Here is a 26470-nt window from a genome sequence, read left to right as displayed (position 1 = left end):
CGGTCGAATAGTCTCGACCGGTGAGCTACTCGCTGCCGATCGAGACTGACCGCCTGACTCTGCGCCGCTACACCGAGACCGACTACGACGACCTGCTGAAGCTGCAGTCGAACCCGGACGTCACCCGTTACCTGCTGTACGACGTACGGACGCCCGAGCAGGTCAAGGAGGCACTCGCCGGCCGGATGGCCGACGTTGCGATGGACCGCGACGGTCAAGCGCTCACCGCCGCGGTCATCCTCCGCGACACCGGTGTGCACCTCGGTGAAGTCACGATGTTCATGAACAGCATCGAGCAGCGCACCGGGGAGCTCGGGTACGTCTTCCACCCGGAGTCGGCGGGTCATGGCTACGCCACCGAAGCGACGGTTGAGCTGCTCCGGGTCGGGTTCGAAGAGCTCGGCATGCACCGGATCATCGCGCGGCTGGACGCTCGCAACAACGCGTCCGCCAATCTGCTGAAGCGCCTCGGCCTGCGCCAGGAGGCGCATTTCGTCCAGAACGAGTACCTCAAGGACGAGTGGACCGATGAACTGGTCTTCGCCATGCTCAAAGCCGAATGGGACAAGCGTTCGTAAGTTTTTGGCTAAGGCACGCGCTCACATGGCAGCGATTGCCATGGGGGTTTAACGTCGAAATATGACCTCCGCCCGTTCCGTCACCGCCCTGATCGTCGGGGCGGTTGTGCTCAGCGCCGGCACTCTGCCGAGCGAAGCCGTCAAGGTCGCCCCTGCCCGGGAGATCGCCTACCACACGTGGACGTCGACCACGGATTTCCTGGCCGGCGACCGGTTCGGCACCACCGTCACCGACGGCGCCCTCACCTTCGGCACATCGACCGGCACCACGTCGTACGTCGATCCGTTCGGCGACGGCACCGCCAAGAACTACGACCAGACCAGCTGGATCTCGCCGCACGTCAGCACCGGCTTCGGGCTGACCGAGCTGGTCGCCTCATGGAACGCGACCACCCCGCCCGGGACCTGGGTCGAAGTGTCGATGGCCGGTACGACGAACCTCGGCGCCGCCACCAAGTGGTACGTACTGGGCCGCTGGTCCGGTGGCGACGACACCGCGGCCGGCGACATCCACCGCACCTCGGTGCCCAGCCAGGGCGACGCCGACGGATCCGTTGCCGTCGACACCTTCCAGGCCGCGTCCGGCAAGTGGCTGGACCGCTGGCAGCTCAAGGTCACGCTCTACCGGCTCAGCGGTACGACGCAGTCGCCGGTGGTCCGCTCCGTCGGCGCGATGGCGTCCCGGCTGCCGTCCGACAAGACCGTTGCCGTGAGCCCCCTTGGCGGCGCGGAGGGCATGGTGCTCGACGTACCGACGTACTCGCAGGAGACGCATATCGGGCACTACCCGCAGTGGGACGGTGGTGGCGAGGCCTGGTGCTCGGCGACGTCGACGGCGATGGTGCTGGACTACTGGGGCGCCGGTCCGACCGCAGCCGAGACCGCTTGGGTGGACCCATCCGATCCGGATCCGCAGGTGGACCACTCTGCTCGCCATGTCTTCGACTACTCGTACGACGGTGCCGGCAACTGGCCGTTCAACACGGCGTACGCCGGGAGTCGTGGCGTGGACGGGTTCATCACCCGGCTGCGGTCGCTGACCGAGGCGGAGCAGTTCATCAAGGCGGGGATCCCGCTGGTGGCCTCGCTGTCGTTCAAGAAGGGTGATCTGCCCGGTGCTGGGTACGGGACCAACGGGCACCTGATGGTGATCGTCGGGTTCGATGCCGCCGGCAACGTGGTGGTGAACGACCCGGCGTCGCATCTGATCGCCAGTGACGACCAGGTGCGGACGACGTACGACCGGGCTGCCTTTGAGAACGCGTGGGTGCCGCATTCGGGTGGGCTGGTCTATGTGATCCACCCGGAAGGTGTGGCGCTTCCGCCGAGCCCTGCTCCTCAGCACAACTGGTAGAGACGACAGAGCCCGCCGCGCCGGGGCGGCGTGGCGGGCTCTGTTCTTAACGGACTAGCGGGCGAACAGTGCGCCCGTCAGGTTCGTGGTGAGGTTGCGGAGCGAGTCCGGCAGGTACTGCAGGTGCCAGCCGCGCGGACCGCGGTACCAGGTGAAGCCCTCGTCCTCCTGGTCCGGCGTGGTGTCGGTGGCGACCAGTGCGTCGATCCAGCGCTCCGAGCCGCCGAGTACGACGGCGTACGGCAGTGCGCGAGAGCAGAGCTCGGCGTGCTGGTCGGTCGGCAGTTCGCTGACGTCCATCTCCAGCAGCTCACCGCGGATCGCCGCGACCTGACCGAGGACGCGGCCGGCTGCCGGAGCCTTGGCCGGCATGTAGCGACCGACGACGAGCAGTCCGATACCGACCAGGGTGATCGCGATACCGAGCAGACCCCAGGTCGACAGCAGAGCCAGCAGGACGGTCGCGATGACGCCGACCACCGTGGTGGCGATGCCGATAGTTGCCCACAGCGACCGAGTCCGGTCCGGGCGCTCGCTGAACCAGCCGCGCTTGACGACGCCGTCGTACAGCGCGTCCTGCACCTGCTCGAGGTTCGCACGGACCTGGCGGCCGAGCTCGGAGACCAGCACCGAGTCGGCGTCGCCGAAGATCGCGCGGATCAGCACGTTCTCGTAGCGCTGCAGCTCTTCGGACGGCGCGTTCGAGACCCGGCGCAGCTCCCAGTCCGGACGGGAGTACTCCGTGTTGTGCTCCTGCTCGATGATCGTGATGTGCCCGCGGACGGCCAGATCGATGATCGTCGCGGTCACGTCGACCGGGTCGATCCGCTCGTCGATCAGCGTGCCCACCTCGCCGGGCCGCAGGTCCGACGGCGGCGAGAAGTTGATCCGGGCATCGGTCCCGAGGCTGAACAGCGACGCCGGTACGACGCGGCGCGGGTCGACCTGGTCCCGGCCGCGCAAGCGGTACAGGGCGAACAGAGCGAGCGCACCGAGCAGCAGGACGGCCAGCGCGGTGATCAGCTGGGCCGCGTCGGTGGAGAAAGCGCGCTTGAAGGTGTGGCGGTACTCGACGATCGAGTTGGCCGCGATCTGGCCCTTCGGGAAGCCGACCGCCATCCGGACCGTGTTGCCCGGCGGCAGGTTGGTCTGCTGGAAGGTCGGACCGGACGTCTCGCCGATCTGCGCCAGCGTGCACGGGATGTTGCTGTCGATCGGGCCCGCGAAGCAGGAGACGTGCGAAACCTCAGGGACGCTGTAGACCACGTTCGCCTGCTGGATCGGGATGCTGATCCCGGTCAGCGGCGCGAACCGCACCTCGGTGCCGTCCAGGACCGTTGCCACCGCACCCTTGACCGTGTACGAGAAGTCGAGCTCCGTCGTACCGCTGTCGATGCCGGGGACCGCGATCGACGTGACGTCGCCGTCGGTCTTGATGTCCGCCTTCTTGTCCTGGCCGCCGGCCTTGACCTGCAGGTCGCCGATCTCCTGGACGTGGTCGATGTCGTCGGGCAGGTGGTCGCGGGTGACGATGAACCGGGTGAAGGTCCCGTTCACGTTGCTGAGCTTCCAGGTCTCCGCCACCCGGAGCAGGCCGTCACGCTCGACCCGGACCTGACTGTCGTAGTTGGTCACCACCGGGTCGGCGGCAGCGCCGGAACCGGAGGTACCGGCCGCGCCGGCCGGGACAGCGGACAGGCCGAGCAGGCCGAGGGCACACAGGGAGAGCCCGAGGAGACGTAGACGCATCGCCCAATCACACCGTAGAAAGAGGGTCAGGTTGACACCGGGCACGATAGCGTCTGCGGAGTGTCAGGCAACCAATGGGGACCGCCTCCCGGACAATTCGCCCCGGCGCCACAGCAGGGTTACCCGGCTCCTCCCCGGCCTCCGCAGTACTACGCGCCGCCGCCTCCGCCCGGACCGCAGTACGGCTGGGGTCCGTTGCCACCCCAACCGCCACGGAAGAAGTCGGGCGGGGCAGTGCTGCTGATCGTTGCCCTGGTTGCCGTGGTTGCTGCTGGTGGTGTGTTCCTGTTCGTGAAACTCACGCAGGGTGGTGGCGAGGAGCCGACGGTTGCGGAACCGCCTGTGCCTACGTCCGTTGCGCCGACCAGAGTTGTTCCGACGCCTACCAAGAAGACGACGACCACCGCGCCGCCGAAGCCGGTGCAGTCCGTCAACCCGGCGACGTACAACGCGACGCACCGGCTCTACAAGACCGGTGCGATGCGGACGGTGAACTGCAAGCAGGCAAAGACCGGTCCGGGCAACGGTGCGCAGGCATTGGCGTACTTCAAGACGATCAAGGCCTGTCTGGATCGCGCCTGGCCGCGACAGGTCGCTGCGGCCGGCGGGCGGTTCCGTTCGCCCGGGCTGGTTGTTTGGGGCGGCACGGTGAACACGCCGTGTGGCAGCGGACCAGGGCGCTCGTTCTACTGCCCGACGACCCACACCATTTATATGGAGTCGCCGTCGGTCGTCTCCTTCTACAAGCAGAACCCGACGTTCGGCCGGATGGTCGGCAGCTTCACGGTGGCGCACGAGTACGCGCACTCGGTCCAGTGGATGACAGGTCTCGGCGAGGCGTACGAGAAGCTCCGGTACGACGCAACCACGGATGGGCAACTGCTGCTGAGCAGACGACTCGAACTGCAGGCGTCCTGTCTGGGCAATGTGTTCCTCGGCTCCAACCGGGGCAGCTACGGCATCACCGGGTACGCGTACCAGATGTGGCTGTACGACGTGAACAACAGCGGCGACCGGCCGCCGTACCCGCGGGACCACGGCAGCACGACCAGCCACGGCGCCTGGAGCCGGGCGGCGTTCGCGAGCCGGAACCCGGCCAGTTGCAACACCTGGTCGGCCTCACCCGCACGGGTAAGTTGAGCCTGGGCTCCGGTAGCGTCACCGCTGTGTCAGGCAACCAGTGGGGTCCTCCGCCCGGGCAGCAGTACCCGCCGCAGCAGCCACCGCCGTGGCAGCCGGGGCCGGGTCAGCAAGCGCCCGGGTACGGCGCACCGCCGCCGGCTGGTCGCCCGCCGCAGGGACCGCCGTACCAGGGTCCGCCTGGGCCGCCTGGGCCGCCGCAGGGGCCGCCGTCTGGTCCGCCGTACCAGGGGCCGCCTTATCAGGGGCCTGGGCAACCGTTCCAGGGACAGCCGTTCCACGGGCAGCCGCAGTTCGGGTGGGGTACTCCGCCCGGTGGACCGCGGCCGCCGAAGAAGGGCCGCGGCGGAATCATCGCGCTGTTCGTGATCCTCGGCGTGGTGGTGGTCGGAGTTATCGGGCTGAAGATCGCCTCGTCGATCATGAAGGGTGACGGCGACCCGTCGTACGCCGAGCCGACGACCACCTCGTCGTACAGCCCCACGACCGAGCCGTCGACCGAACCGTCCGGGCAGCCGAGCACCAAGCCCACCGTCCGGCCGACCACGACCCAGCCGACCACGCAGGCGCCGCGACCGACCACGACGCGCTCGACGACCAGCACGCCGAAGACCAACCCCGGCCCGAGTGACACCGACCTGGTGCTGCGCAACAAGTTGTACAAGGCCGGCGCGATGAGCTCGGTGAACTGCAAGGAGTCCAGGTCGCGGCAGAGCACAGCGGCCGGAGCGAGGGCCAACTACAAGAACCTGCTCGGCTGTCTGAACAAGGCGTGGGCGCCGCTGATCGCCAAGGCGGGCGGGCGGGTCAAGTCGCCGAACGTCATCACGTTCAGCGGGACCGTGCAGTCGCCGTGCGGGGCCAAGAGCGACTCCGGGCCGCCGTTCTACTGCGGCACCAACGACACGATCTACATGAACCTCACCGAGGACGTCGGGAACTACAACAAGTACACCCAGTCCTACAGCAAGGTCTGGGCGCGGATGTGGATGCTGCACCAGTTCGCCCACGAGTACGGGCATCACGTGCAGAACCAGACCGGGATCCTGCAGGCGTACGCGCGGATCCGGTACGAGCGGGCGACGTACGCGCAGGAGCTGCAGGACAGCCGGCGGCTGGAGCTGCAGGCGTCCTGCTTCTCGGACATCTTCATCGGCTCGAACCGGCGCACCTACCCGGTCACCGGGCAGTCGCTGGTCCAGTGGCGGTGGCTGATCGCCAACACGATCGACAACGCGCACGACCACGGCGCCCCGCCGATCCACAACTACTGGGCACTGCGCGGCTGGAACGGACGCAACCCGAACGCGTGCAACACCTGGGCCGCATCGGCGGGGCAGGTGCAGTAGGTGACTAACTTGTTCGAGACGACTGGCCGGGGTAGCTAGCCTGGCGGGTCCGGATCGCGCAAAGTATGTCCGGGGGAGGCGGCATTCGGCACCCCCACCCAGCAAGGTCGTGAGGAGCATCGATGTCGGACAACTGGAACCAGCCCCCGGGGAGCGACCCGGCTGACGATCAGCCGAACCGCCCACCGGAGCACGGTCCCGGGCAAACCCCCCACCACCCCGGCGCAGACCAGCACGCCCCCGGACAGGCCCAAGGCACCCCCGGGGAGACCCGACGCGCCCCCGCCACCAGCGGCCGCCGCGCAGCCGACCAGTCGGACACCGGTGCGAGCCAGTCAGGTCCTGGCACCGGCCAGTCAGGTCCGGGCGCGGGTCGGTCCGGTTCCGGGGATGGGCGGCGTGGTGCTCAGCCGGAGCAGGGTGGTGCTGGGGACGGTCAGCCTGGGCAGTCGTGGTGGAGTGGGGACACCGACGCCAAGCGCGAGTTCCAGAACCCGTCACAGGCCGAGCCGCCGGCCAACAACTGGTTCGCCGGCGGCTGGAACCCCAACCGCCGCGAACACCCCGACCAGCCAGCCGGCCCAGGCCAACCAGGCCCGAACCAGCCCGGTCCCCAGCAGTCCGGACCTCAGCAGCCCGGACCTCAGCAGCCCGGACCTCAGCAGCCCGGTCCTCAACAGCGCGGCCCGCAGCAGCCCGGTCCCGGTCGCCCAGGTCCTGGCCAGCCCGGCCCGAACCAGCCAGGCCCGCAACAGTCCGGCCCGAACCGACCAGGTCCGAACCAGCCAGGCCCGAACCAGCCAGGCTCCAACCAGCCGAGCTCGTGGCAGCCCGGCCCGCCTCCGCCCGGCCCCAACCAGCCAGGCCCGCAGCAGCGCGGTCCGCAGCAGCCTGGCCCGAACCAGTCGGCACCCAACCAGCCGGGCCCGAACCAAGCGGGTCCCGGTCGCCCTGGTGCCAACCAGCCGAGTTCGTGGCAGGCCGGGCCGCCTCAGGTTGATCCGTGGCAGACGAACCCGTCGCCGTCCGCCCAGCAGGCGGACTCGTTCTGGGCGCAGTCTGCGCCCGACACGACGCAAGCGGGCTCCAGCCAACCCGGCCCATCCCAGGCAGGCTCGTCCGGTTCGTGGCAGCCTGGTCCGGCGGAGTCCGGCCGGTCCGACGCTCAGCAGGCCGGCTCGTCATGGTCCGCGCAGTCGTGGACGATCCGGGACGATTCCGCGGGCGACGGCCAGTCGCAGGATGAATCAGACGCCAACTCCGGTCAACCAACCGCAGGGCAGGGATGGTCGGCGACCGGGCAGTCCGCGTCGAGTGCTTGGCAGGCTTCGCCCTCTCAGCCCCCGCAGCGCGACCAGAGCGGTCCGCGCTCAGAAGACTCCTACCTCTGGGGCCCGGCGAACCAGAACCAACAGCCCGCCTCCCCATGGAGCAACGCGCTCACCCCACAGCAGCAGCAACAGTCCGGCCGCCACGCCGCCCCGCACGGCGGACAGACCGGCCCGATGGGTCAGCCCGTCCAGCAAGCGCCGACCTGGCAGTACCCACCGATCCCGATCCCACAGCCCCCGGGCGGCCGCCGTCGCCGCAAGAAGAAGGTCTCCCGCGGTCTCCTGATCGGCCTGGTCGTCCTCGCCGTGCTGGTAGTCGGCTCCGGCATCACCCTGATCGTCCGCAGCATCGGCGGCGATGACCAGCAGGCCACCAACAATCCGACGGCACCCGTGTCCGAGTCCTCCTCGTCGCCGTCCGAGTCCCCGTCGACGTCGCCGAGCCCGTCCACGCCCCGCGGCCCGACGGTCGACGAGGTCGTGAAGGGCAGCGCGCTCTACAAGATCGGCCCGGTCGCCGCGTCGAAGTGCGCGGAGCCGCCGTTCGCACCGGTCACGGTCGCCGCAGCTCAGCAGTACTACAACCGTCTGCTGCCCTGCCTCAACCGCACCTGGTGGCTGGCGATGAAGAAGGCCAACCTCCCGTTCCGCAACCCCAAGGCAGTCGTGTACGTCGGCAAGACGCCGTCCCCGTGCGGGATCCAGCGCAGCGTGCGTGCGGCGTACTGCGCTGCGAACGAGACGATCTACCTGCCGTTCGCCGTCGACAACGGGTACTACCGGACCAACCCGGTCTACGCCCGCGCGGTCATGCTGAACACGTTCGCCCACGAGTACGGGCACCACGTGCAGAAGCTGAGCGGCATCCTCGCCTCGTCGATGTCACGGCAGCAGTCGATGACGCCGAACCAGAAGCTGCTCGAGAGCCGCCGGCGCGAACTGCAGGCGACCTGCCTGGGCGCCGTCTACCTCGGTGCGAACGCGACGTTCACCCCGATGAGCGGCCCGCTGCTCGCGAACTGGAAGTTCCTGATCCTCCACTCCGGTGACGACTACGCCCGGCCGCGTGTGCACGACCACGGCAACCGGGTGAGCAACTACCAGTGGTCGATCACCGGCTACAACAGCAAGAAGCCGGACGCCTGCAACACGTTCACCGCAGCTGACGTCCGGGTCAACTAGCCCGCAACAGCCGCAAGAGCGCAGCCGCCGCCCGTCAGCCGAAGAGCCGGCGGGCGGTGGTCAGCGAACCGCCGAACGCGTTCACGAAGTTGCTGAGCGACTCCCCGATGTCCGACAGGTGCCAGTTCTCCGGTCCGGAGTACCAGCCGATGCCGGCGTCGGGGTCGTCGTCGTCATCGGTCGCCGCGATCTCCAGCGCCCACTTCTCGGTCAGTCCGAGCACAGCGGCGTACGGCAGGCAGCGGGACGCGAACTCGAGCCGGTGGCTCTGCGGCAGGGTCGCCGAGGACTCGTTGGCCAGGTAGTGCTGCAGGCCGGCCACCCGACCCAGTACGGCGGCACCGCGCGCTGTCCGGGCCGGAGCAGCCTGACCGACGAGTGCGAGCACCAGGCCGGCCGCCATGACGGCAAACCCGACCAGACCGAACTTGCTGACGATCGCGAGCACGATGGTCAGTACGACGCCTGCACCGAGCAGCACCACGCCCGCGGTGGTCCACCGGTTCCGGACCGCGTCCGGACGGTTGTTGAACCAGCCCTGCGTTACGACGTCGGCGTACAACTGCTCGCGGACCAGGTTGAGCCTCGGCCGGAGCGACGGGCCGAGCGCGGACACCAGCACCGAGTCGCCGTCCGCGAATACCGCGTCCAGCAAGGCCTTCTCGTACGGCAGGAGCTCCGGACCGCCCGGGTGCAGCCGCTGCAGCTCCCAGTCCAGCCGCCCGAAGTGCGACTCGCGTGGCTGCTCGACGATCGTCAGGTAGTTGCGCACGGCAAGGTCCAGCAGCGTGGCGGTGATGTCGACGACGTCGGCCGTCTCGTCCACCACCGTGCCGACCTGTCCGGGCCGGATCCCGTCCGGGGCGGCGAACTGCGGTCCGTCGTCGCCGTCCAGCACCGGACGCTCCGGCGCACCGTCGCCGACCTTGGCCGCGTCGCGGCCGCGGAAGAACCACAGGCCGACCGCGCCGAGCAGTCCAATCCCGAACACGATGACGGCCAGACCGATCGTGCTCGAGTCCGCGGTGAACGCGCGGCCGAGTGACCACCGCGTCGAGTACTGCGCGTTCGCCTGCACCGTCGCCTGGTCGCTCAGCCCGGTCAGGAACGTCAGCCGTCCGCCTGCGGGTACGCCGTTCTGCTGGATCTGCAGGTCGGCGGACTCGCCCAGCTGGGACGACGTACACGGCATGCTCGAACCGGTCCGGCCGGCGAAGCAGGTCACCCAGGTCGCGAACGGGACACTGACGCTCAGATTGGCCGTCGGGACCGAGACAGCGAAGCCCTGCACGATCGGCCAGCTCACCTCGCGGCCCTCGGTCGAGTCGGCGACCACGTTGTCCACCGTGTAGCTGTAGACGATCTTCGACTGGCCGGACACGTTCAGCGTGAGCTTGCGGCCGTCGTCGGTGCTCTGGTTCTGGAAGCCCTGCGCGGGCTGGCCGTTCACCGTCGCCGACACGTCCTTCAGGTCGTACGTGCGGTCGCGCTCGGAGTCGGACCGGACCCGGGTCGTCAGCGTCCGGCTGAACGTCGTACCGCCGGCGGTCAGGTCGACGGACTCCTTCACCTGGAGTTGCCCGTCCTTGGTGAGCGTCGCATCCGCGGAGTACGCCGTGATCTGGTCGTCGGCCCGACCCGCCGCCTGGGCGGACACCGGGCTCAGGGCAACGAACAGGCCCGCGACCGGTGCAGTCAGGGACATCAGCAGGGCAGCCGGGAGGAGGCGGCGCTTCGGTGACATGGGTCGAGAGTAGTCTCGTGCCGGTTCGTGCAGCGAACTCGACCGACCAGCCTGGAGGCCAGAGTAGTGAGCAGCCCGTACGGGTACGGCGGCCCGCCGCAGGGCCGACCACCCGGCCCGCCGCCCGGCATCCTGCCACCGCCGCAGGCAGCCCCGTGGCCGCCGCAGCAGGGCCAGTACCCACCCGGTCCGCCGCAGCAGTACCCGGGCCAGTGGGCACAGCCGTACTACGGCCCTCCGGGTCAGTTCAACGGGTTCCAGCCCCCGCGGAAGCGCGGCGGCCCGCTCAGACTCATCCTGTTCGGCTTCGTCCTGCTGATCTTCATCGGTGTGTCCGTGGCCGTCATGGCCGCCCTGATGGGCAACAGCGGCACCGACACCGCTGACCCCGGTGTGACCGGTCCGTCGATCGTGCCGACCCCGACCACGAACCCGCAGAAGGGGACCGCCGAGGACTACCTGCTGAACGCCGACGTCTACCGCACCGGCCCGCTCCCTGAGGAGAACTGCCCGGCGGCGAACCTCGGCAGCGGCAGCCTGGCCGCGCAGAAGGTCTACTACCAGCGGCTGTTCAAGTGCCTCAACGATGCGTGGCGGCCGATCTTCCACGAGCTCGGCCAGGACAAGCCGGACCCAGGACTGGTCGTGTTCGACCAGCCGGTGCAGACCGCGTGCGGCAACTTCCAGCCGCTGTCCGGCCGCGTACTGGCGTTCTACTGCTACGGCAACCAGGTGATGTACGTCGACGTGAAGCAGATGAACCGGGCCTTCGGACCGCAGCAGGACCTGGCGTACCTGATGACGATCGCGCACGAGTACGGGCACCACGTGCAAGGCGTCACCGGACTGTTCTACGCGCGTGCGGTCTATCTGCAGGACCATCCGGACCAGAAGCTGGAGAGCTCGCGGCGCAACGAGTTGCAGGCCTCCTGCTTCGGCGGTGTGTTCAGCAAGGCCGTGGAGAAGTCGTACCCGTTGACGAACCGGCTGGACGAGTTCAAGGAGCAGTCCAGCAACAGCTTCGGTGAGTCCCCGGACACCCCGCCGGATGAGCGGACGCACGGTCTGGCCACCAGCCAGGGCTTCTGGATCCAGAACGGCTTCAACATCGGCGCCAACAAAGCGTGCGACACCTTCGCTGTATCGGCGGACCTGGTGAAGTGAGCGAGCGGCTGATCGGGGGCCGTTACTTACTGGGGGAACCGCTCGGCTCGGGCGGCATGGGCTCGGTCTGGCGTGCCCACGATCAGCAACTCGACCGCACGGTCGCACTGAAGCGCGCGCACCCCGGCGTGGACGACCCGGACGGACGCCGGCTGCGCCGCGAGGCCCAGACCGGCGCCCGGCTGCACGATCCGCATGTGGTGACGATCTTCGACGTGGTGTCCGACGGCGACGAACACTGGCTGGTACTGGAGTACCTGCCGTCACACGGTCTGGACGAGCTCGGCAGGTTGCCGGTCGACCAGGTCGCAAAGATCGGCGTACAGATCGCCTCGGCGCTGCAGGCCGTGCACGCGGCCGGCATCATCCACCGCGACCTCAAGCCGGCGAACGTCCTGGTGACGTCGGACGGTACGGCGAAGCTTGCGGACTTCGGCATCTCGCGGCGGCTGTGGGCGGAGGCGACGCTGACGGACGGCGCGACTGTCGGTACGCCGGCCAACCTCGCCCCGGAAGTGGCCAACGGCAACGAACCTACTACTGCTTCCGACGTGTTCTCGCTCGGTGCGGTGCTCTACACCGCTTTGGAAGGCCACTCGCCGTTCGGCGACGACCCCAATCCTCTGGCGGTACTGCGGCGCGCAGCGCGGGGCGAGCTGGAGCCGTTGCGCCGGGGTGGTGAGCTGACGCCGCTGATCACCAGGATGCTCGCCATCGATCCGCAGGACCGGCCATCGGCTGCCGAGGTGGTCGAGGAGCTCGGCGGCGGCGCCGCGGCTGCTGCGCCACCGCATCGCCCCCGCCGCTGGGTGATTCCGGCCGCGGCGGCTGCCGTTGTTGTTGCCGTCGTTGTGGCGCTGGTGTTGTCGCATGTGTTCTCAGGACCCGCCGAGCCGACCGCGGAGCAGTCGGCGCAACAGTCAGGCCGGCCGTCAGAGCAGCAGCCAGGGCAGCCGTCGGTCCAGCCCTCCACTCCCACGACGCCTGCCGCCGGACCGGTCGGGGATCCGTTGACGGTTGATCCGTGTGCGTTGATCGACGAGAAGTCGCTGAGCCGGTTCGGGCAGACCACGCTGGATCCGGCGTACGGGAACTTCGACCGGTGCGACGTGGTGGTGACCGGCAAGGGCGACCAGGAGGTCGACGTACGGGCGGAGCTGAATCTGCCCTACACCGACTCGCCGAGAGGTGCGGTGCAGAAGTTCACCGGCAACCTGCGCACTGTCACGCGAGTACAGTCCGGCGGTGACGACTGCGAGCGGGTGCTGGTGCTGTCCGACCGCACGCAGATCCAGGTGGAGGCGCGGCACACGAACGGCTCCGGGATGGACGTGTGCGCGATGGCGGAAGCCGTTACGCAGAAGGCAATCAGCGTCGTGCAAGCCGGTCCGGTTCCGCGACGGGCGGAGCCCTTGCCGGCCACGTCGCTGGCGCACGTCAACGCGTGCACGCTGCTGGACAACAAGGCACTCGAGCTGATCCCCGGTGTCGACGCCACACATCCAGACACGTCGTTCGGCAACTGGTCGTGCGGTTGGGAAAGTACGGCCAGCGACCTGTCGGTCGACCTGTACTTCGACCGGAACCAGCCGCTCGACGCCTCGGACGGGCAGCCGATCACCGTGGGCGGGCGGTCCGCGTTCCTCTCGAACGAGAACGACGGTCCGAATACCTGCGCGGTGGTGATCGTCTACCGGACGTACGTCGAGTCGAACGGCCAGGACGCGGTCGAGTTGGTGACCATGTCTGTAGGTGGTTCGGCGAAACCCGCCACGCTGTGTGGACTGGCGACAAAGCTCGCCCAGGCCGCCGTCGTGAAGCTGCCGAGGGCGTGAGATGGAGCCGATCCGGAGTCTCCCGCAGGACCAGGCCAGCCTGGCAGGCGGCGTACCTGACGCCCAGCCGGGCACAATGTTCGTGCTCAGCGTCGGCGGTGGCCTGACTGTCGACCCTGGACCGCACCGGACGATTCTGTTCGGGCGGAACCGGCCTGAGGTCCATGTGTGCGTCGGTGAGGACGATCCGCGCGTCAGCCGGATGCACGGGTCGATCAGCTACCGGTCTGGGCAGTGGTGGGTCGCAGTGACCGGGCGGCTGCCGGTCCGGTTCCCACGCGAGCAGACGCTGTTCGCCGGCGAGGACCCGATGCCGCTCGCGGCCGGATATACCCCGCTGTTCGTCCAGGGCTCCAGCGGTCGCGAGCATCTGCTGGAGGTGTACGTCGTCGGCGACAACGGCACCCGACCGGTACTGCGCCCACGCGACCCCACGCACCCGCCCCGCGTCTGGCAACTGTCTCCCGCGGAGAAGCTGGCCTTGACCGTCGTCGGCCAGCGGTACCTGCTACACGACCTACATCCGCTGCCCCTGTCCTGGCGACAGGCCGCAGACCAGCTCTCCGAGCTACAGCCGACGGAAGGCTGGACCGCCAAGCGCGTCGAGCACCTGGTGTCCAACGTGCGCAGCCGGCTGTCGCGGGACGGCGTACCCGGGCTGACTCGCGAGGAGGTCGGTGAGCCGGTCGGCAACGCCTTGAACGACAACCTGTTCCGGGCCCTGCTCCTGACGACCACGCTGGTCCCAGCAGACCTCGCCGTACTCGACGACTGAGCTCGGGAGGGGTCCCGAGCAACCAGACCTACCGTCCGGCCATGCTGAAACGCGACAACGCCATCAACGTCCCCGTCCGCGCCACGTCGTCGGAGACTCGTGGTGCGTGCGTTTGAAGGCGACGCTGAACGCGAAGGGGTCCTCGTAGCCGACCTGGCGGGCCACAGCCGCCACGGGGGCGGTTGTGGTGCGGAGGAGGTCGGCTGCGAGGGTCATCCGCCAGGCAGTCAGGTACGTGAGCGGCGGCTGGCCCACCAGCTTGCTGAAGCGGGCGGCGAAAGTGGCGCGGGACAGGCCGACCTTGGCAGCGAGCTCCGCGACCGACCAACGGTGTGCCGGGTCCTCGTGGAGGTGGCGGAGTGCATCGCCGATCCCAGGGGCGCTGAGAGCCTGGTACCAGGACGGCAGCTCCGTACTCGCACACCACGCACGCAGCGCCAGCACCAGCACGAAGTCCAACAACCTCCGTAGTACCGCGTCCTGCCCCGGCTCCTCGCGGGCCACCTCCGTCGTCAGGAGATCCAGCGCGGGACGAGTCTCCGGTGTAGCAGACACCACCGCCAGCGGAGGCAGCAGCTCAAGCACCCGCCGCCCGACATCACCGCGCAGGTCGTACGCGCCGCGCACCATCGTCGTCGCGCCGGGCAACCCGTCGCCATAAGTCCTCGGCGCCAGGTACTCACCCCGCCACTCCACCGGCTCACCGTCGATCGTGTACTTCTGCCCGCCGCGGATCACGTAGTACGCCGGTGTCGCCGGGTCGTCCGCGATCGCGTAGCTGCCAACACCCGTGATCAACGCGATGTCGCCGGCAGCCAGCATCGTCGGCACACCGTCGTCGAGCCGGAGCCATGCGCTGCCACCGAGCGTCGCGACGACCGACAGCGACGGCACGTCCGCATACGTCACCGACCACGGCCCACGCGCGATGATCTGCCGCACCAGCGCATCCGACGCCTGCGCCCGCTGCAGCAGGTCGCTCAACACATCCACCACTCCAAGCTAGACGATCACAAAGGGATCGGCGACGATCTCCCATGGATCGTCTGCCTGGACTGCAGTTGGCTGAAGCGCATGAACAAGTTCCTCGTCCTAGGCGGCACCGGCACCACCGGCCGCCGGATCGCAGCCCGCCTCCGCTCCGCCGGCCACGACGTCCGTACGGCGTCGCGCACCGGCAGCGACGTACGACTCGACCTCGACGACCCGTCGACGTGGGCGCCGGCGCTCGACGGCATCACTGCTGCCTATCTCGTCGAGCCCACAGTCCGCCCCGGCGACCGGCTCGCCCGGTTCGCGGACCTGGCGCTCGCGTCCGGCGTAGGACGCCTGGTCCTGTTGTCGGCCTCTCGCGCATCCGACCCCAGCCATCCCCTGCACGCCGTCGAACAGACCGTCCGCGGTTCCGATGCCGAGTGGACGATCCTGCACCCCAACTGGTTCGCGCAGAACTTCACCGAAGGCCCGTGGAAGCACGCGGTCCGCTCCGGCACGCTCGCTCTCCCCGCCGGCGACGGCCGTACGCCGTTCATCGACGCCGACGACATCGCGGACGTGGCCGCTGCCGCGCTGACCACCGCCGACCACAACGGCCGCACCTACGAACTGACCGGACCGGAGGCGATCACGTTCACCGAAGCCGCCGACGAACTGACCGAGGCCGGCCTCCGCGTCGAGTACGTCGCCCTGTCACCGGCCGAGTACATCGAACAGCAAGTAACACAAGGCATTCTGCGCCCCGGTGCCGAACTTCTCGCCGACGTTCTGACCTCGATCGCCAACGGATACGGCGGCGAACCGACCACTGACGTGGAGCAGGCGCTCGGGCGATCGGCCCGTACTTTCAAGGCATTCGCACACGATCGGGATACAACAAGCAGTTGAGCTGTTCGCTTCGGGTTATCCAGCTGATAACCATGCGGCGTATTATCCGCCCGTGACGTTGCGACGCGGGGAGTTGGCGACGGCCGCGCGGACGCTTGTGGATGTGCTTGAAGAGACCGCCAACAGGTACGCCGACGAGCCGGCGCTCGATGACGGCAGCGTCAGCCTCAGCTATCGCGAACTGCTGGAGCAGACGACCAAGTTCGCCAACCGCCTGACGGCCGCGGGAATCGGTCCGGGCGACCGCGTCGGCATCCGGATCTCGTCCGGGCACAACGACCTGTACGTCGCGATTCTCGGCACGCTCCAGGCCGGCGCGGCGTACGTTCCGGTAGATGCGGACGACCCCGAAGAGCGCGCCGAGCTGGTGTTCGGTGAGGCAGCTGTCGCGGCCACCGTCGGCGACGAGCTCGAGCTGACGGTGACCCGCCCGCAGCAGCAACCGATCGCGGACAACGACGCAGCGAACGGCGCCTTCGACTACCCGTACTCCGCTCGCATGGACGCTGGGACAGCGACGGACGTCCCGCGCGGCACGCAAGGTCCGGAGACGACCGACGACGCGTGGATCATCTTCACCTCGGGGTCGACCGGCGTACCGAAGGGTGTCGCCGTCACACACCGTTCGGCCGCCGCGTTCGTGGACGCCGAGGCTCGCCTGTTCCTGCAGAGCGAGCCGATCGGGCCGGACGACCGTGTCCTGGCCGGTCTGTCCGTCGCGTTCGACGCGTCCTGCGAAGAGATGTGGCTGGCCTGGCGGCACGGCGCCTGCCTCGTGCCGGCTCCGCGTTCGCTGGTTCGGACCGGTATGGACCTCGGGCCGTGGTTGGTTGCCCAAGGCATCACTATCGTCTCCACCGTGCCGACATTGGCCGCGCTCTGGCCGCCGGACGCGCTGGACCAGGTGCGGCTGCTGATCTTCGGCGGCGAGGCGTGCCCGCCCGAGCTCGCCGAGCGGCTCGCGGTCGACGGCCGCGAGGTCTGGAACACGTACGGCCCGACCGAGGCGACCGTCGTGGCCTGCGCCGCGCAGCTCACCGGCGAAGGTCCGGTCCGGATCGGTTTGCCGTTGGACGGTTGGGATCTCGCCGTAGTAGATGCTGCAGGCAACGAAGTCGCCGACGGTGAGATCGGCGAGCTGATCATCGGCGGCGTCGGCCTGGCCCGGTACCTCGACCCGGTCAAGGACGCCGAGAAGTTCGCCCCGATGCCGACCCTCGGCTGGGAGCGCGCGTACCGCAGCGGCGACCTGGTCAAGTCCGATCCGTTGGGGCTGCTGTTCCAGGGCCGTGCCGACGAGCAGGTCAAGCTCGGCGGCCGCCGGATCGAGCTCGGCGAGGTCGACGCCGCCCTGCAGGCGCTCCCCGGGATCACGGGCGCCGCGGCCGCCGTACGCAACAGCGCGGCCGGCAATCAGCTGCTCGTCGGGTACGTCGTACCGGAGGACCCCGCGTCCTTCGACAATGCCAAGGCGACGGAGCGGCTGCGTGAAGCACTGCCCGCGGCGCTGGTGCCGTTGCTCGCTGTCGTCGACACGCTGCCGACCAGGACGTCGGGCAAGGTCGACCGCAACGCACTCCCCTGGCCGCTGCCCGGTATGGACAGCGACGGCCCGCCCGCCGAGCTGACCGGTACCGCAGGCTGGCTGGCCGAACGCTGGACCAAGGTTCTCGGCGCCAAGGTCACCGGCGAGGACAACGACTTCTTCCTGCACGGCGGCGGCAGCCTCGCCGCGGCCCAACTGGTCTCGGCGCTCCGGGAGAAGTTCCCCGACGTCACCGTCGGCGACATCTACGAGTACCCGCGGCTCGGCGCGCTCGCCGAACGGCTCGACGAGTTCCAGCCCGCTGCACTGGAGCCGGTCGAGCTGCGCGACATCCGGCCGACGCCGAAGGGCACCCAGGTCCTGCAGACCGCGTTGACCCTGATCCTCCAGACCGTCGTCGGCGTCCGCTGGCTGGTGTACGTCTTCACTCTGAACAACCTGCTTGCCGAGCTGATCGAGCCGCTGCCCTGGGCGCGGACCGTGTCGTGGTGGTGGATCCTCGCCGGTTGGCTGATCCTGATCAGCCCGGCCGGCCGGATGGGCATCGCGGTGCTCGGCGCCCGGATCCTGCTGCGTGGCTTGAAGCCCGGGACGTACCCACGCGGCGGCAACGTCCATGTCCGCCTCTGGGCCGCGGAGAACCTCGCCGATGCCGCCGGCGCGGCCAACCTCGCCGGCGCACCCTGGATCGCGTACTACGCCCGCGCCCTCGGAGCCAAGGTCGGCCGCGGCGTCGACCTGCACACGCTGCCGCCGGTGACCGGCATGCTCACGATGGGTCGCGGCGCCTCCGTCGAGCCCGAGGTCGACCTGGCCGGCTACTGGATCGACGGCGACCGGCTGCACGTCGGCCCGGTGACCGTCGGCGCCGAGGCAGTGGTCGGCTCCCGCAGCACGCTCCTTCCCGGCTCGGAGATCGGCCGGAACGCCGAGATCATGGCCGGCTCCGCCGTCTCCGGCAAGGTGCCGCCGAACGAGCGCTGGTCCGGCTCGCCCGCGACCCGGATCGGTCGCGCCCGGCACCCGTGGCCGGATCATCGGCCCGCCCGCGCGCCGTGGTGGGTCGCGGCGTACGGCGCCCAGTCCGCGATCATGTCCTTGATCCCGGTGGCGGCCGCGGCGGCGGCGTTCGTCGTACTCGGACAGTATGTGAAGGGCACGCAGACCCTGGGAGACGCGGCGCTCAAGGGGCTGGCCGCGATCCCGCTGATGACGGTCGTCGGGTTCGCGACGATGGCGATCCTCACGCTGATCGGCGTACGGCTGCTCGGGATCGGGATCAAGCCCGGCCACTACCCGGTCCGCAGCCGGATCGGGTGGCAGGTCTGGGCGACCGAGCGGCTGCTCGACTCGGCCCGGACGTTCCTCTTCCCGCTGTACGCGAGCCTGTTGACGCCGTGGTGGCTGCGGGCGCTCGGCGCGAAGATCGGCCGCGACGTCGAGGCCTCGACCGTACTGCTGCTCCCGAAGATGACGACGGTCGGCGAAGGCGCGTTCCTCGCCGACGACACGATGATCGCGTCGTACGAACTCGGCGGCGGCTGGCTGCACGTCGCCGGCGCGAAGGTCGGCAAGCGCGCATTCCTCGGCAACTCCGGTATGACGGCACCGGGCCGGAGCGTCCCGAAGAACGGCCTGGTCGCCGTACTGTCGGCGGCCCCGAAGAAGTCCAAGGCCGGTACGTCGTGGCTCGGCTCGCCGCCGGTGAAGCTGCGTCGGCAGGCCGTTGCGGGCGATCAGAGCCGGACGTTCAACCCGCCGTACAAGCTGAAGGTCGCGCGGGCGCTGGTCGAGCTGTGCCGCTTCGTCCCGATGATGTGCACGGTCCTGATCGGGATCGGCGTGCTGTTCGCGCTGCAGGCGCTCGACATCTGGCTCGGCCCGTTGGCGGCACTGCTGCTGTCCGGCGCGGTGATCCTGACTGCCGGCGCGGTCGCGGGCGGGATGGCGACGGTCGCCAAGTGGCTGATCGTCGGGCGGACGCGCGCGGTCGAGTATCCGCTGTGGAGTTCGTTCGTCTGGCGCAACGAGGTGGTCGACAGCTTCGTCGAGCTGGTCGCGGCGCCGTGGTTCGCGAACGCCGCCGCCGGTACGCCGGTTCTCAACCTGTGGCTCAGGTCACTCGGAGCCAAGATCGGCAAGGGCGTCTGGTGCGAGACGTATTGGTTGCCGGAGGCAGATCTGGTCACCCTGGGCGACGGTGCCACGGTGAATCGCGGCTGCGTGCTGCAGACGCACCTTTTTCATGATCGAGTTCTCTCCATGAGCACAGTCACTTTCGGGCCCGGGGCAACCCTCGGACCGCACGGCATCGTCCTCCCGGCCGCGAGCGTAGGAGCAGGAGCTACCATCGGGCCGGTGTCTCTCGTGATGCGTGGTGAAGGGGTGCCGGCGGGTACGCGCTGGGCTGGGAACCCGATCGCTCCTTGGCAGGGCTGATGGTTGACCCTTATGTGCCCACTCATGGAAACGCCGGCTACAAGGTCGAGTCGTACGACCTGGAGCTCGACTATCGGGTCAACAGCAACCGCCTGAACGGCAAGGCGACGATCACGGCCTTCGCCACCCAGCCGCTGTCCCGGTTCAGCTTCGACCTCTCCGGTCTGCGCGCGTCGAAGGTGCTGGTCAACGGCCGCCGCCCGCAGCGCTTCACGCAGCGGGCGGGCAAGCTCTACATCACCGCGAACCTGCCCGACGGCGCCGAGTTCACCGTCGACATCCAGTACGGCGGGAACCCGAAGCCCGAGGACAGCCCGTGGGGCGAGCTCGGCTGGGAGGAACTCACCGAGGGCGTGATCGTCGCGAGCCAGCCGAGCGGCGCGGCGACGTGGTTCCCGTGCAACGACCACCCCGGCGACAAGGCCCACTACCGGATCTCGATCACCACGGATTCGCCGTACCGCGTCGTCGCGAACGGGCGGCTGGTGTCGCGCCGGGTGAAGGCGAGCCGTACGACGTGGGTGTTCGACCAGGCGGCGCCGATGGCGACGTACCTCGCGACCGTGCAGATCGGGTCGTACGACGAGGTGGACCTGGCGTCGTCGCCGGTGACGATGCGGGGCGTGCTGCCGGGTCGGTTGATCCGTGAGTTCCGGCACGACTTCGGGCGGCAGCAGGACATGATGAAGCTGTTCAGCCGGCAGTTCGGGCCGTACCCGTTCGGCGCGTACGCGGTCGTGGTGACCGACGACCCGCTGGAGATCCCGCTCGAGGCACAGGGCATCTCGGTGTTCGGCAGCAACCATGTCGACGGGCGGCGCGGATCGGAGCGGCTGGTCGCGCACGAGCTGGCGCACCAGTGGTTCGGCAACAGCCTGACGCCCGCGAGCTGGCAACACATCTGGCTGAACGAAGGCTTCGCCTGCTACGCCGAGTGGTTGTGGTCCGAGGAGTCACGCGGCCTGACCGCGGACCAGCAGGTCTCGAAGGCCCACTCGCGGTTGAAGGGCCTGCCGCAGGACCTGATGCTGTCGGACCCCGGCCCGGAACTGATGTTCGACGACCGCCTCTACAAGCGCGGCGCGATCACCCTGCACGTACTGCGGAAGCACCTGGGCGACGAGGCATTCTTCGAACTCCTACACACCTGGACGAAGGTCCACCGGCACGGCTCCGTCACCACCACCGAGTTCATAGCCCTGGCCACCACCTTCAGCCCCGACGAAGAAACCCTCCGCCACCTCTTCGCCGCCTGGCTCGACTCCTACGAGCTACCGCCCCTGCCCCGGAGGCGATAAACCGGTGCGGAGCTGGCATCACATCGTGCTGGGTTGGGTGCTGCTGGTCGCGGCAGGTGCGCTGTACACGTTCCCGCCGCACGACATCGTGCTGTCGGTGCTCGTGCTGATCCTCGGCGCCGGGTTCCTGGTGATGGGGATCGCGACCCTGGGCGGCGGCAACTTCGGGTACTTCGGTGCGCTGGCCGGCGGGCTGGCCGCCGTACCGTTCGTGATGACGCCGACGCCGGTCGCGCTCTCCCAGGTCGGTACGACGATCACCTGCCACGTCCGCGGATACGACGGCGACCCGGTGTACGAGTTCACCGCGGACTGCCCGAACGGCCACAGCTACGACTTCACCAAACACGGCTCGCACGACTTCCCCGGCGGCAAGGTCCCGGTCATCCTCGACCAGCACGGCGTACTGCAGCCCGAGTTCGCCGGCGAGGAGAACGTGACCGCTGACCTCGTCGGCGGCATCCTCTGCCTACTCGTTGCCGCCGGCATCATCGCGGCCGCCGCCGTCCACAACCGCCGCCTGCACGGCAACGTCCGCCAGGTCGTCAACCCAGGGTTCAGCTCCGGTCCCTGACCTGGCGGGCTACTTCGGCGGCGGCTTTTACGAAGCGTTCGGTGAGTGGGGTTCTGGTGGCCCAGGCGGTGCCGGTCCACCAGGTTGCGGCGCGGCCCGGTAGTGGCACCAGGCGGACCTCGGGCGGTGCGATTCGCTCGGCGGACTGCGGTACGACGGCGGGCCCGGCGCCGGCCGCGGTCAGGGCGAGTACGGTCTGGAGATCGCCGGCTTCCTGAATTATTTGCGGATGGCAACCAAGCTCGGCGTACAGGCTGTTGATCTGGGCCGTCAGCCCCGGCCCCCGCGACGGTGTGAGCCGGATCAGCGGGCGGGCGTCGATCCAGCTGATCAGGTCACGTGGAAGGTCCTGCCCGGCCGGCACCGCGAGGGTGAGCCGATCCCGCCGTAACCGAAGGTGTTCGAGGCCGGCCGGGACCGGCAGCCGGACGAACCCGATCTGCAGACTCCCGGCCAGCAACCGCTCACACTGCACTGACGATGGCATGTCCTCGAGCGAGATCGTCACTCCCGGCCACCGACTCCGGAACAGCGCAACCGCCTTCGGGGCAAGCTCGATCCCGGACAATCCGAAGCCGATCGCCAGCGACCCCTCGGCCCCGGACGCGACCTGCACGGCCCGTCGTTCGAACGCCTCCGACCGGTCCAGCAACTCCAGAGCGTCAGGAAGGAGCAGCTCCCCGGCCGGCGTCAGCCGGGCACCATGACGGCCGCGACTGAACAGCACCGAACCGACCCGACGCTCCAGTACCTGGATCTGCTTGGTCAGCGCCGGCTGACTGGTCGACAACTCCTCGGCCGCGGCACCGAAGTTCCGCAGCCTGGCCACCGTGACGAACGCCCGGAGCAGACGGAGATCCATAACCCCAGGATATGGAATTGTCTCAAACGTCTATTGGACGTCATAGACGCCTCGGCGTTTCGATGGTCGTATGACGTCCTTCCGCGCCGCCGTCGTCCAGTTCGAGCCGACCCCCGACCAGCCGTCGACCAACCTCGCCACGGTCGAACGACTCGCCCGTACGGCGGTTGCCGACGGCGCCCGCCTGGTCGTGTTCCCGGAGCTGTGCCTGCTCGGCTACTGGCATCTCCGCCGCCACACGCCCGAGCGGCTGCACGAGTTGGCCGAGCCCGCCGACGGACCGCTGGTCACTCGGGTACTTGCCCTGGCCAAGGAACTGGACGCCGGCCTCGGCGTCGGCTTCCTCGAAGACGCCGATGGCACGCTCTTCAACGCGTACGCCGTCTGCCTGCCGGACGGGACCGTCCACGTGCACCGGAAGCTGCACGCGTTCGAGCATGAGCAGATCGCGAGCGGATCGTCGTACACGGTGTTCGACACGCCCTGGGGATTCCGGGCCGGCGTGCTGATCTGCTGGGACAACAACCTGGTCGAGAACGTCCGGATCACGGCGTTGCTCGATGCAACGGTCCTGATCGCGCCACACCAGACCGGCGGGACGAACTCGCGCAGCCCGCACGGGATGAGGCCGATCCCGCTCGAGGTCTGGGAGAGCGGCGACCAGGCAGCGATCGCGGAGGCGTTCAACGGGCCGAGCGGGCGGGGCTGGCTGATGCGGTGGCTGCCGGCGCGGGCACACGACAACGGGATGTTCGTGCTGTTCAGCAACGGTGTCGGCCGCGACGACGACGAACTCCGGACCGGGAACGCGATGATCCTCGACCCGTACGGCCGGATCGTCGCCGAGACGCCCGTTCCCGCGGAGGCCGTGGTCGTTGCCGACCTCGACCTGGATTTGGTGCCCCTGGCAACTGGCAGGCGCTGGCTGCGCGGCCGGCGGCCCGAGCTCTACGGCCTACTCACCGAACGCCAAGGCAACGAACTCGACCCGCGTGCCGCGAGATTCTCGACGGATCCGGTTAATAGATAAGGGCGGTGGCGAGGGCGACGATGCCTTCACCCCGGCCGCTAAAGCCCAGACCGTCGGTTGTTGCCGCGCTCACCGAGACCTCAGCGTCGCAGGCAGCCGACAACACCTTCTCCGCTTCTTCGCGCCGGGCGCCGATGCGAGGACGGTTGCAGACGATCTGCACCGTGACGTTCCCGATCTCGAACCCAGCGGCTCGCACCCGGCGAGCAGCCTCCGCCACCAGCGCGACCCCGGCCGCACCGGCCCACTCGGGCTCGGCGGTGCCGAAGTTCGAACCCAGGTCACCAAGCTTCGCCGCCGTGAGCAACGCCGTACAGATGGCATGCGCGGCCGCGTCGCCGTCCGAATGGCCTGACAGCCCAGCAGGCTCGTCCGGCCAGTGCAGTCCGGCCAGCCACATCGGGCGGCCGTCCTCCAACGGGTGTACGTCGATACCGTTGCCGACTCGCGGGATCTTCACCCGAGCCGCCTCTCCGCCAACAACGCCTCGGCCAGCAGCAGGTCCTGCGGGCGGGTCACCTTGAACGCATCGGGCGATCCCTCGACCGTCTGCACGGTCACCCCGAGCCGCTCACACATCATCGCGTCATCCGTCACGCCCGCATCAGCGCCTGCGGCGTGCGCGCGACGCAGCACCTCAGGAGCGAACCCTTGCGGCGTCTGCACGGCAACCAGCGTCGAACGATCAGGCGTGTCGACGACCTCGCCACTCGGCCCGACCCGCTTGATCGTGTCCGTCACCGGCACCACCGGTACGACGGCCTGCGCGCCAGCTCGCACCGCCGCGACCACCCGTTCGATCGCGTCGGCCGGAACGAACGCCCGCGCCGCGTCGTGCACCAGGATGCAGTCGATCCCGTCGACCGGGACCACCTCGAGGGCAGCCCGGACCGAATCGGGTCGCTCGGCGCCGCCGGCGACGACGAGCAGCGTCGCGTCCCCGACGTACGGCTCGAGCTCCTTGGAGACCGTCTCCTCGGCGCCCGGCGGTACGGCGACCACGAAACAGCTGAGGTCGGCGGCGGTCGCTGCCTTCAGTCCACGCACCGCGTGGACCAGCAGCGAATCGCCACCGACCTCTCGAAATGCCTTCGGTGTCTCACCACCGAGCCGCAGCCCTAACCCGGCCGCGGGAATCACGACCGCGCTAGTCATTCAGAACTGCGACCTCAGGAAGCGAGGACCTCGTCGAGGATGGCCTCGGCCTTGTCCTCGTTGGTGTGCTCGGCCAGGGCCAGCTCGGAGACCAGGATCTGGCGAGCCTTCGCCAGCATCCGCTTCTCACCGGCGGACAGACCGCGGTCACGCTCACGGCGCCACAGGTCGCGGACGACCTCTGCCACCTTCAGCACGTCACCGGAGTGCAGCTTCTCCAGGTTCGCCTTGTAACGACGCGACCAGTTGGTCGGCTCCTCCGTGTGCGGTGCGCGCAGCACGTCGAAGACGCGCTCCAGGCCAGCCTGATCGACGACGTCACGCACGCCGACAAGATCGAGGTTGCACGCGGGGACCCGGACGACCAGGTCGTTCTGAGCGACGATCCTCAAGACCAGATAGGTCTTGTCCTCACCTTTGATCTGACGGGTCTCGATGTCCTCGATGACGGCCGCTCCGTGATTGGGGTAAACAACCGTCTCGCCGACTGTGAAAGTCATGTGTGAAGTGCCCCTTTCCAAGACCTATCCTACCACGCGGTCGGTGGTCCGGTTCTGGCGTTTGCGCTGGTCAGGGCCCACTTCTCGCCTTGACAAACGCTGTCTCGCGTGCCTCGTACGCGCGCGAGCCGTTGCCTGCCGCCCCGGTCGCGGGCATCCCGCCGTCGGGGTCGCGGAGCCCGAGGGCTACGCTTTGGGGCGCCGGAGGCGGCCGCCTGACGGCGTCACGAACTGTCCTAGACAGTGTCGAAACAGCTTGCACGAGAGGGATTCCAGTGCCGATCACGTTGTCCTCGCGGTTCGTCCGGCGTACTGCGCTGGCGAGCGCCGCCGCCACTCTCAGTATCGCGCTGGCGGCGTGCAGCGCGAGCTTCGATGCGCCGACCCTGCAGCCGTACCAGGCCGCCGAGGGCTCGAACTTCGAGTCCGGCCAGCTCAAGATCCGCAACATGCTGGTGCTGGCCGATGCCGAGGGCAAGGGCGAACTGCACAGCGTGATCGTCAACAACGGTGACGAGGCGGACACGCTGGTCAGCATCGCGCAGGCGCCGGCCGGGACGCAGGACGGCCAGGCGGGCGCCGACCAGCCGACCGACGTCAAGTTCGAGGGCCTGACCCAGCCGGTCGAGCTGGCGCCGCACGCCGCGCTCCGCCTGCCGGGTGCCGACACCCCGCCGATCGCCGAGGCCGGCGCCACGCCGAGCGCGACGCCGTCGGAGACCCCGAGCGCGACTCCGACCGACACCCCGTCGGCCCCGACCCCGGGTGCCGAGGACGCCGGTCCGGCGATCATCGTCACCGGCGCGAAGCCGGGCCAGATGGTCAACGTGACGGTCACGTTCGGCAACGCGGCGCCGGTCTCGGCGTACGTCCCGGTCCTCACCGACGACCACTACTCCCCGTCGCCGAACTCGGCCGAGTAGCTCACAGCACGCGGAACGGGCCGCCCCGGCGCGGGACGGCCCGTTCTTCTTCGTACGG

The 26470-nt window shown here is 69.1% G+C and carries 22 protein-coding genes; 14 read left to right on the top strand and 8 right to left on the bottom strand.

The window, feature by feature from the left end; genetic code table 11:
• Positions 1 to 20: 20 nt before the first annotated feature.
• Positions 21 to 578, top strand: a complete 558-nt coding sequence (locus ACFWUU_RS33140) for a GNAT family N-acetyltransferase (protein WP_380181418.1) — start codon at positions 21 to 23, stop codon at positions 576 to 578.
• 61 nt (positions 579 to 639) lie between these two features.
• Positions 640 to 1932 carry a peptidase C39 family protein gene (locus ACFWUU_RS33135; protein WP_380181416.1) on the top strand — a complete coding sequence of 431 codons (1293 nt, stop codon included), beginning with the start codon at positions 640 to 642 and terminating at the stop codon, positions 1930 to 1932.
• 54 nt (positions 1933 to 1986) lie between these two features.
• Here ACFWUU_RS33135 and ACFWUU_RS33130 read toward each other — a convergent pair whose 3' ends face one another.
• Complete coding sequence (locus ACFWUU_RS33130; protein WP_380181414.1) at positions 1987 to 3681, bottom strand: DUF2207 domain-containing protein; 1695 nt, start codon at positions 3679 to 3681, stop codon at positions 1987 to 1989.
• 234 nt (positions 3682 to 3915) lie between these two features.
• On the opposite strand from ACFWUU_RS33130, the gene ACFWUU_RS33125 reads away from it, so the two are divergent.
• Positions 3916 to 4821 (top strand): neutral zinc metallopeptidase, encoded by a 906-nt coding sequence (locus tag ACFWUU_RS33125; RefSeq protein WP_380181412.1) that lies wholly within the window; start codon positions 3916 to 3918, stop codon positions 4819 to 4821.
• A 26-nt stretch (positions 4822 to 4847) separates the two neighbouring features.
• Entirely contained in the window at positions 4848 to 6170 is a 1323-nt protein-coding gene (locus tag ACFWUU_RS33120) for a neutral zinc metallopeptidase (protein WP_380181410.1), read from the top strand.
• A 497-nt stretch (positions 6171 to 6667) separates the two neighbouring features.
• Here ACFWUU_RS33120 and ACFWUU_RS33115 read toward each other — a convergent pair whose 3' ends face one another.
• The gene (locus ACFWUU_RS33115) at positions 6668 to 7105 is read right to left on the bottom strand and encodes a hypothetical protein (protein WP_380181408.1); all 438 of its coding nucleotides are present in this window, start codon (positions 7103 to 7105) and stop codon (positions 6668 to 6670) included.
• Between the two features lie 570 nt (positions 7106 to 7675).
• Here ACFWUU_RS33115 and ACFWUU_RS33110 point away from each other — a divergent pair.
• Positions 7676 to 8683: a neutral zinc metallopeptidase gene (locus ACFWUU_RS33110; protein ID WP_380181406.1), complete on the top strand. Its 1008-nt coding sequence runs from the start codon at positions 7676 to 7678 to the stop codon at positions 8681 to 8683.
• Between the two features lie 34 nt (positions 8684 to 8717).
• Here the strand turns inward: ACFWUU_RS33110 and ACFWUU_RS33105 are convergent, their stop codons facing one another.
• Entirely contained in the window at positions 8718 to 10427 is a 1710-nt protein-coding gene (locus ACFWUU_RS33105) for a DUF2207 domain-containing protein (protein ID WP_380181404.1), read from the bottom strand.
• A gap of 66 nt (positions 10428 to 10493) precedes the next feature.
• On the opposite strand from ACFWUU_RS33105, the gene ACFWUU_RS33100 reads away from it, so the two are divergent.
• The 3 genes from ACFWUU_RS33100 to ACFWUU_RS33090 are packed head-to-tail and all read left to right on the top strand — an operon-like array spanning position 10494 to position 14201.
• Complete coding sequence (locus ACFWUU_RS33100) at positions 10494 to 11591, top strand: neutral zinc metallopeptidase (RefSeq protein ID WP_380181402.1); 1098 nt, start codon at positions 10494 to 10496, stop codon at positions 11589 to 11591.
• A complete protein-coding gene (locus ACFWUU_RS33095) occupies positions 11552 to 13426 on the top strand; it encodes a protein kinase (protein ID WP_380181400.1) in 1875 nt (624 codons plus the stop codon). The genes ACFWUU_RS33100 and ACFWUU_RS33095 overlap by 40 nt, the downstream gene beginning before the upstream one ends.
• Position 13427: 1 nt before the next feature.
• Complete coding sequence (locus ACFWUU_RS33090; protein ID WP_380181398.1) at positions 13428 to 14201, top strand: FHA domain-containing protein; 774 nt, start codon at positions 13428 to 13430, stop codon at positions 14199 to 14201.
• A 63-nt stretch (positions 14202 to 14264) separates the two neighbouring features.
• Here the strand turns inward: ACFWUU_RS33090 and ACFWUU_RS33085 are convergent, their stop codons facing one another.
• Positions 14265 to 15194: an AraC family transcriptional regulator gene (locus ACFWUU_RS33085; RefSeq protein WP_380181396.1), complete on the bottom strand. Its 930-nt coding sequence runs from the start codon at positions 15192 to 15194 to the stop codon at positions 14265 to 14267.
• A gap of 81 nt (positions 15195 to 15275) precedes the next feature.
• On the opposite strand from ACFWUU_RS33085, the gene ACFWUU_RS33080 reads away from it, so the two are divergent.
• The 4 genes from ACFWUU_RS33080 to ACFWUU_RS33065 are packed head-to-tail and all read left to right on the top strand — an operon-like array spanning position 15276 to position 21942.
• Complete coding sequence (locus tag ACFWUU_RS33080; RefSeq protein ID WP_380181393.1) at positions 15276 to 16085, top strand: NAD(P)H-binding protein; 810 nt, start codon at positions 15276 to 15278, stop codon at positions 16083 to 16085.
• A gap of 52 nt (positions 16086 to 16137) precedes the next feature.
• Positions 16138 to 20070, top strand: a complete 3933-nt coding sequence (locus ACFWUU_RS33075; RefSeq protein WP_380181391.1) for a Pls/PosA family non-ribosomal peptide synthetase — start codon at positions 16138 to 16140, stop codon at positions 20068 to 20070.
• A gap of 14 nt (positions 20071 to 20084) precedes the next feature.
• Positions 20085 to 21368 carry a M1 family metallopeptidase gene (locus tag ACFWUU_RS33070; protein ID WP_380181389.1) on the top strand — a complete coding sequence of 428 codons (1284 nt, stop codon included), beginning with the start codon at positions 20085 to 20087 and terminating at the stop codon, positions 21366 to 21368.
• Between the two features lie 4 nt (positions 21369 to 21372).
• A complete protein-coding gene (locus ACFWUU_RS33065; RefSeq protein ID WP_380181387.1) occupies positions 21373 to 21942 on the top strand; it encodes a hypothetical protein in 570 nt (189 codons plus the stop codon).
• On the opposite strand, the gene ACFWUU_RS33060 is transcribed toward ACFWUU_RS33065, so the two are convergent.
• Positions 21926 to 22804, bottom strand: coding sequence for a LysR family transcriptional regulator (locus ACFWUU_RS33060; protein WP_380181385.1), 879 nt, complete (start codon positions 22802 to 22804; stop codon positions 21926 to 21928). The genes ACFWUU_RS33065 and ACFWUU_RS33060 overlap by 17 nt on opposite strands.
• 70 nt (positions 22805 to 22874) lie before the next feature.
• Here ACFWUU_RS33060 and ACFWUU_RS33055 point away from each other — a divergent pair, with 70 nt between their 5' ends.
• Positions 22875 to 23834 carry a nitrilase family protein gene (locus tag ACFWUU_RS33055; RefSeq protein WP_380181383.1) on the top strand — a complete coding sequence of 320 codons (960 nt, stop codon included), beginning with the start codon at positions 22875 to 22877 and terminating at the stop codon, positions 23832 to 23834.
• Here the strand turns inward: ACFWUU_RS33055 and ACFWUU_RS33050 are convergent.
• The 3 genes from ACFWUU_RS33050 to ACFWUU_RS33040 are packed head-to-tail and all read right to left on the bottom strand — an operon-like array spanning position 23824 to position 25489.
• Positions 23824 to 24234, bottom strand: coding sequence for a 2-C-methyl-D-erythritol 2,4-cyclodiphosphate synthase (locus ACFWUU_RS33050; RefSeq protein ID WP_380181803.1), 411 nt, complete (start codon positions 24232 to 24234; stop codon positions 23824 to 23826). The two genes, ACFWUU_RS33055 and ACFWUU_RS33050, sit on opposite strands and share 11 nt — an antisense overlap.
• Before the next feature lie 56 nt (positions 24235 to 24290).
• Positions 24291 to 24989: a 2-C-methyl-D-erythritol 4-phosphate cytidylyltransferase gene (gene ispD, locus ACFWUU_RS33045; protein WP_380181381.1), complete on the bottom strand. Its 699-nt coding sequence runs from the start codon at positions 24987 to 24989 to the stop codon at positions 24291 to 24293.
• Positions 24990 to 25003: 14 nt separating this feature from the next.
• Positions 25004 to 25489: a CarD family transcriptional regulator gene (locus ACFWUU_RS33040; RefSeq protein ID WP_130446326.1), complete on the bottom strand. Its 486-nt coding sequence runs from the start codon at positions 25487 to 25489 to the stop codon at positions 25004 to 25006.
• A 275-nt stretch (positions 25490 to 25764) separates the two neighbouring features.
• Here ACFWUU_RS33040 and ACFWUU_RS33035 point away from each other — a divergent pair, with 275 nt between their 5' ends.
• Positions 25765 to 26412 (top strand): hypothetical protein, encoded by a 648-nt coding sequence (locus tag ACFWUU_RS33035; RefSeq protein WP_380181378.1) that lies wholly within the window; start codon positions 25765 to 25767, stop codon positions 26410 to 26412.
• The last annotated feature ends 58 nt before the right edge of the window (positions 26413 to 26470 follow it).

It is taken from the genome of Kribbella sp. NPDC058693 (assembly GCF_042715335.1).
GTDB lineage: Bacteria > Actinomycetota > Actinomycetes > Propionibacteriales > Kribbellaceae > Kribbella > Kribbella jiaozuonensis.
This window is presented reverse-complemented; position numbering and strand designations above follow the sequence as displayed.

Excerpts from the sequence above, each read along its gene's own strand:
- ACFWUU_RS33135 (WP_380181416.1), top strand. The coding sequence starts at position 640 with ATGACCTCCGCCCGTTCCGTCACCGCCCTGATCGTCGGGGCGGTTGTG.
- ACFWUU_RS33130 (WP_380181414.1), bottom strand. The coding sequence starts at position 3,681 with ATGCGTCTACGTCTCCTCGGGCTCTCCCTGTGTGCCCTCGGCCTGCTC.
- ACFWUU_RS33110 (WP_380181406.1), top strand. The coding sequence starts at position 7,676 with ATGGGTCAGCCCGTCCAGCAAGCGCCGACCTGGCAGTACCCACCGATC.
- ACFWUU_RS33105 (WP_380181404.1), bottom strand. The coding sequence starts at position 10,427 with ATGTCACCGAAGCGCCGCCTCCTCCCGGCTGCCCTGCTGATGTCCCTG.
- ACFWUU_RS33090 (WP_380181398.1), top strand. The coding sequence starts at position 13,428 with ATGGAGCCGATCCGGAGTCTCCCGCAGGACCAGGCCAGCCTGGCAGGC.
- ACFWUU_RS33080 (WP_380181393.1), top strand. The coding sequence starts at position 15,276 with ATGAACAAGTTCCTCGTCCTAGGCGGCACCGGCACCACCGGCCGCCGG.
- ACFWUU_RS33060 (WP_380181385.1), bottom strand. The coding sequence starts at position 22,804 with ATGGATCTCCGTCTGCTCCGGGCGTTCGTCACGGTGGCCAGGCTGCGG.
- ACFWUU_RS33055 (WP_380181383.1), top strand. The coding sequence starts at position 22,875 with ATGACGTCCTTCCGCGCCGCCGTCGTCCAGTTCGAGCCGACCCCCGAC.
- ACFWUU_RS33050 (WP_380181803.1), bottom strand. The coding sequence starts at position 24,234 with ATGTGGCTGGCCGGACTGCACTGGCCGGACGAGCCTGCTGGGCTGTCA.
- ispD (WP_380181381.1), bottom strand. The coding sequence starts at position 24,989 with ATGACTAGCGCGGTCGTGATTCCCGCGGCCGGGTTAGGGCTGCGGCTC.
- ACFWUU_RS33040 (WP_130446326.1), bottom strand. The coding sequence starts at position 25,489 with ATGACTTTCACAGTCGGCGAGACGGTTGTTTACCCCAATCACGGAGCG.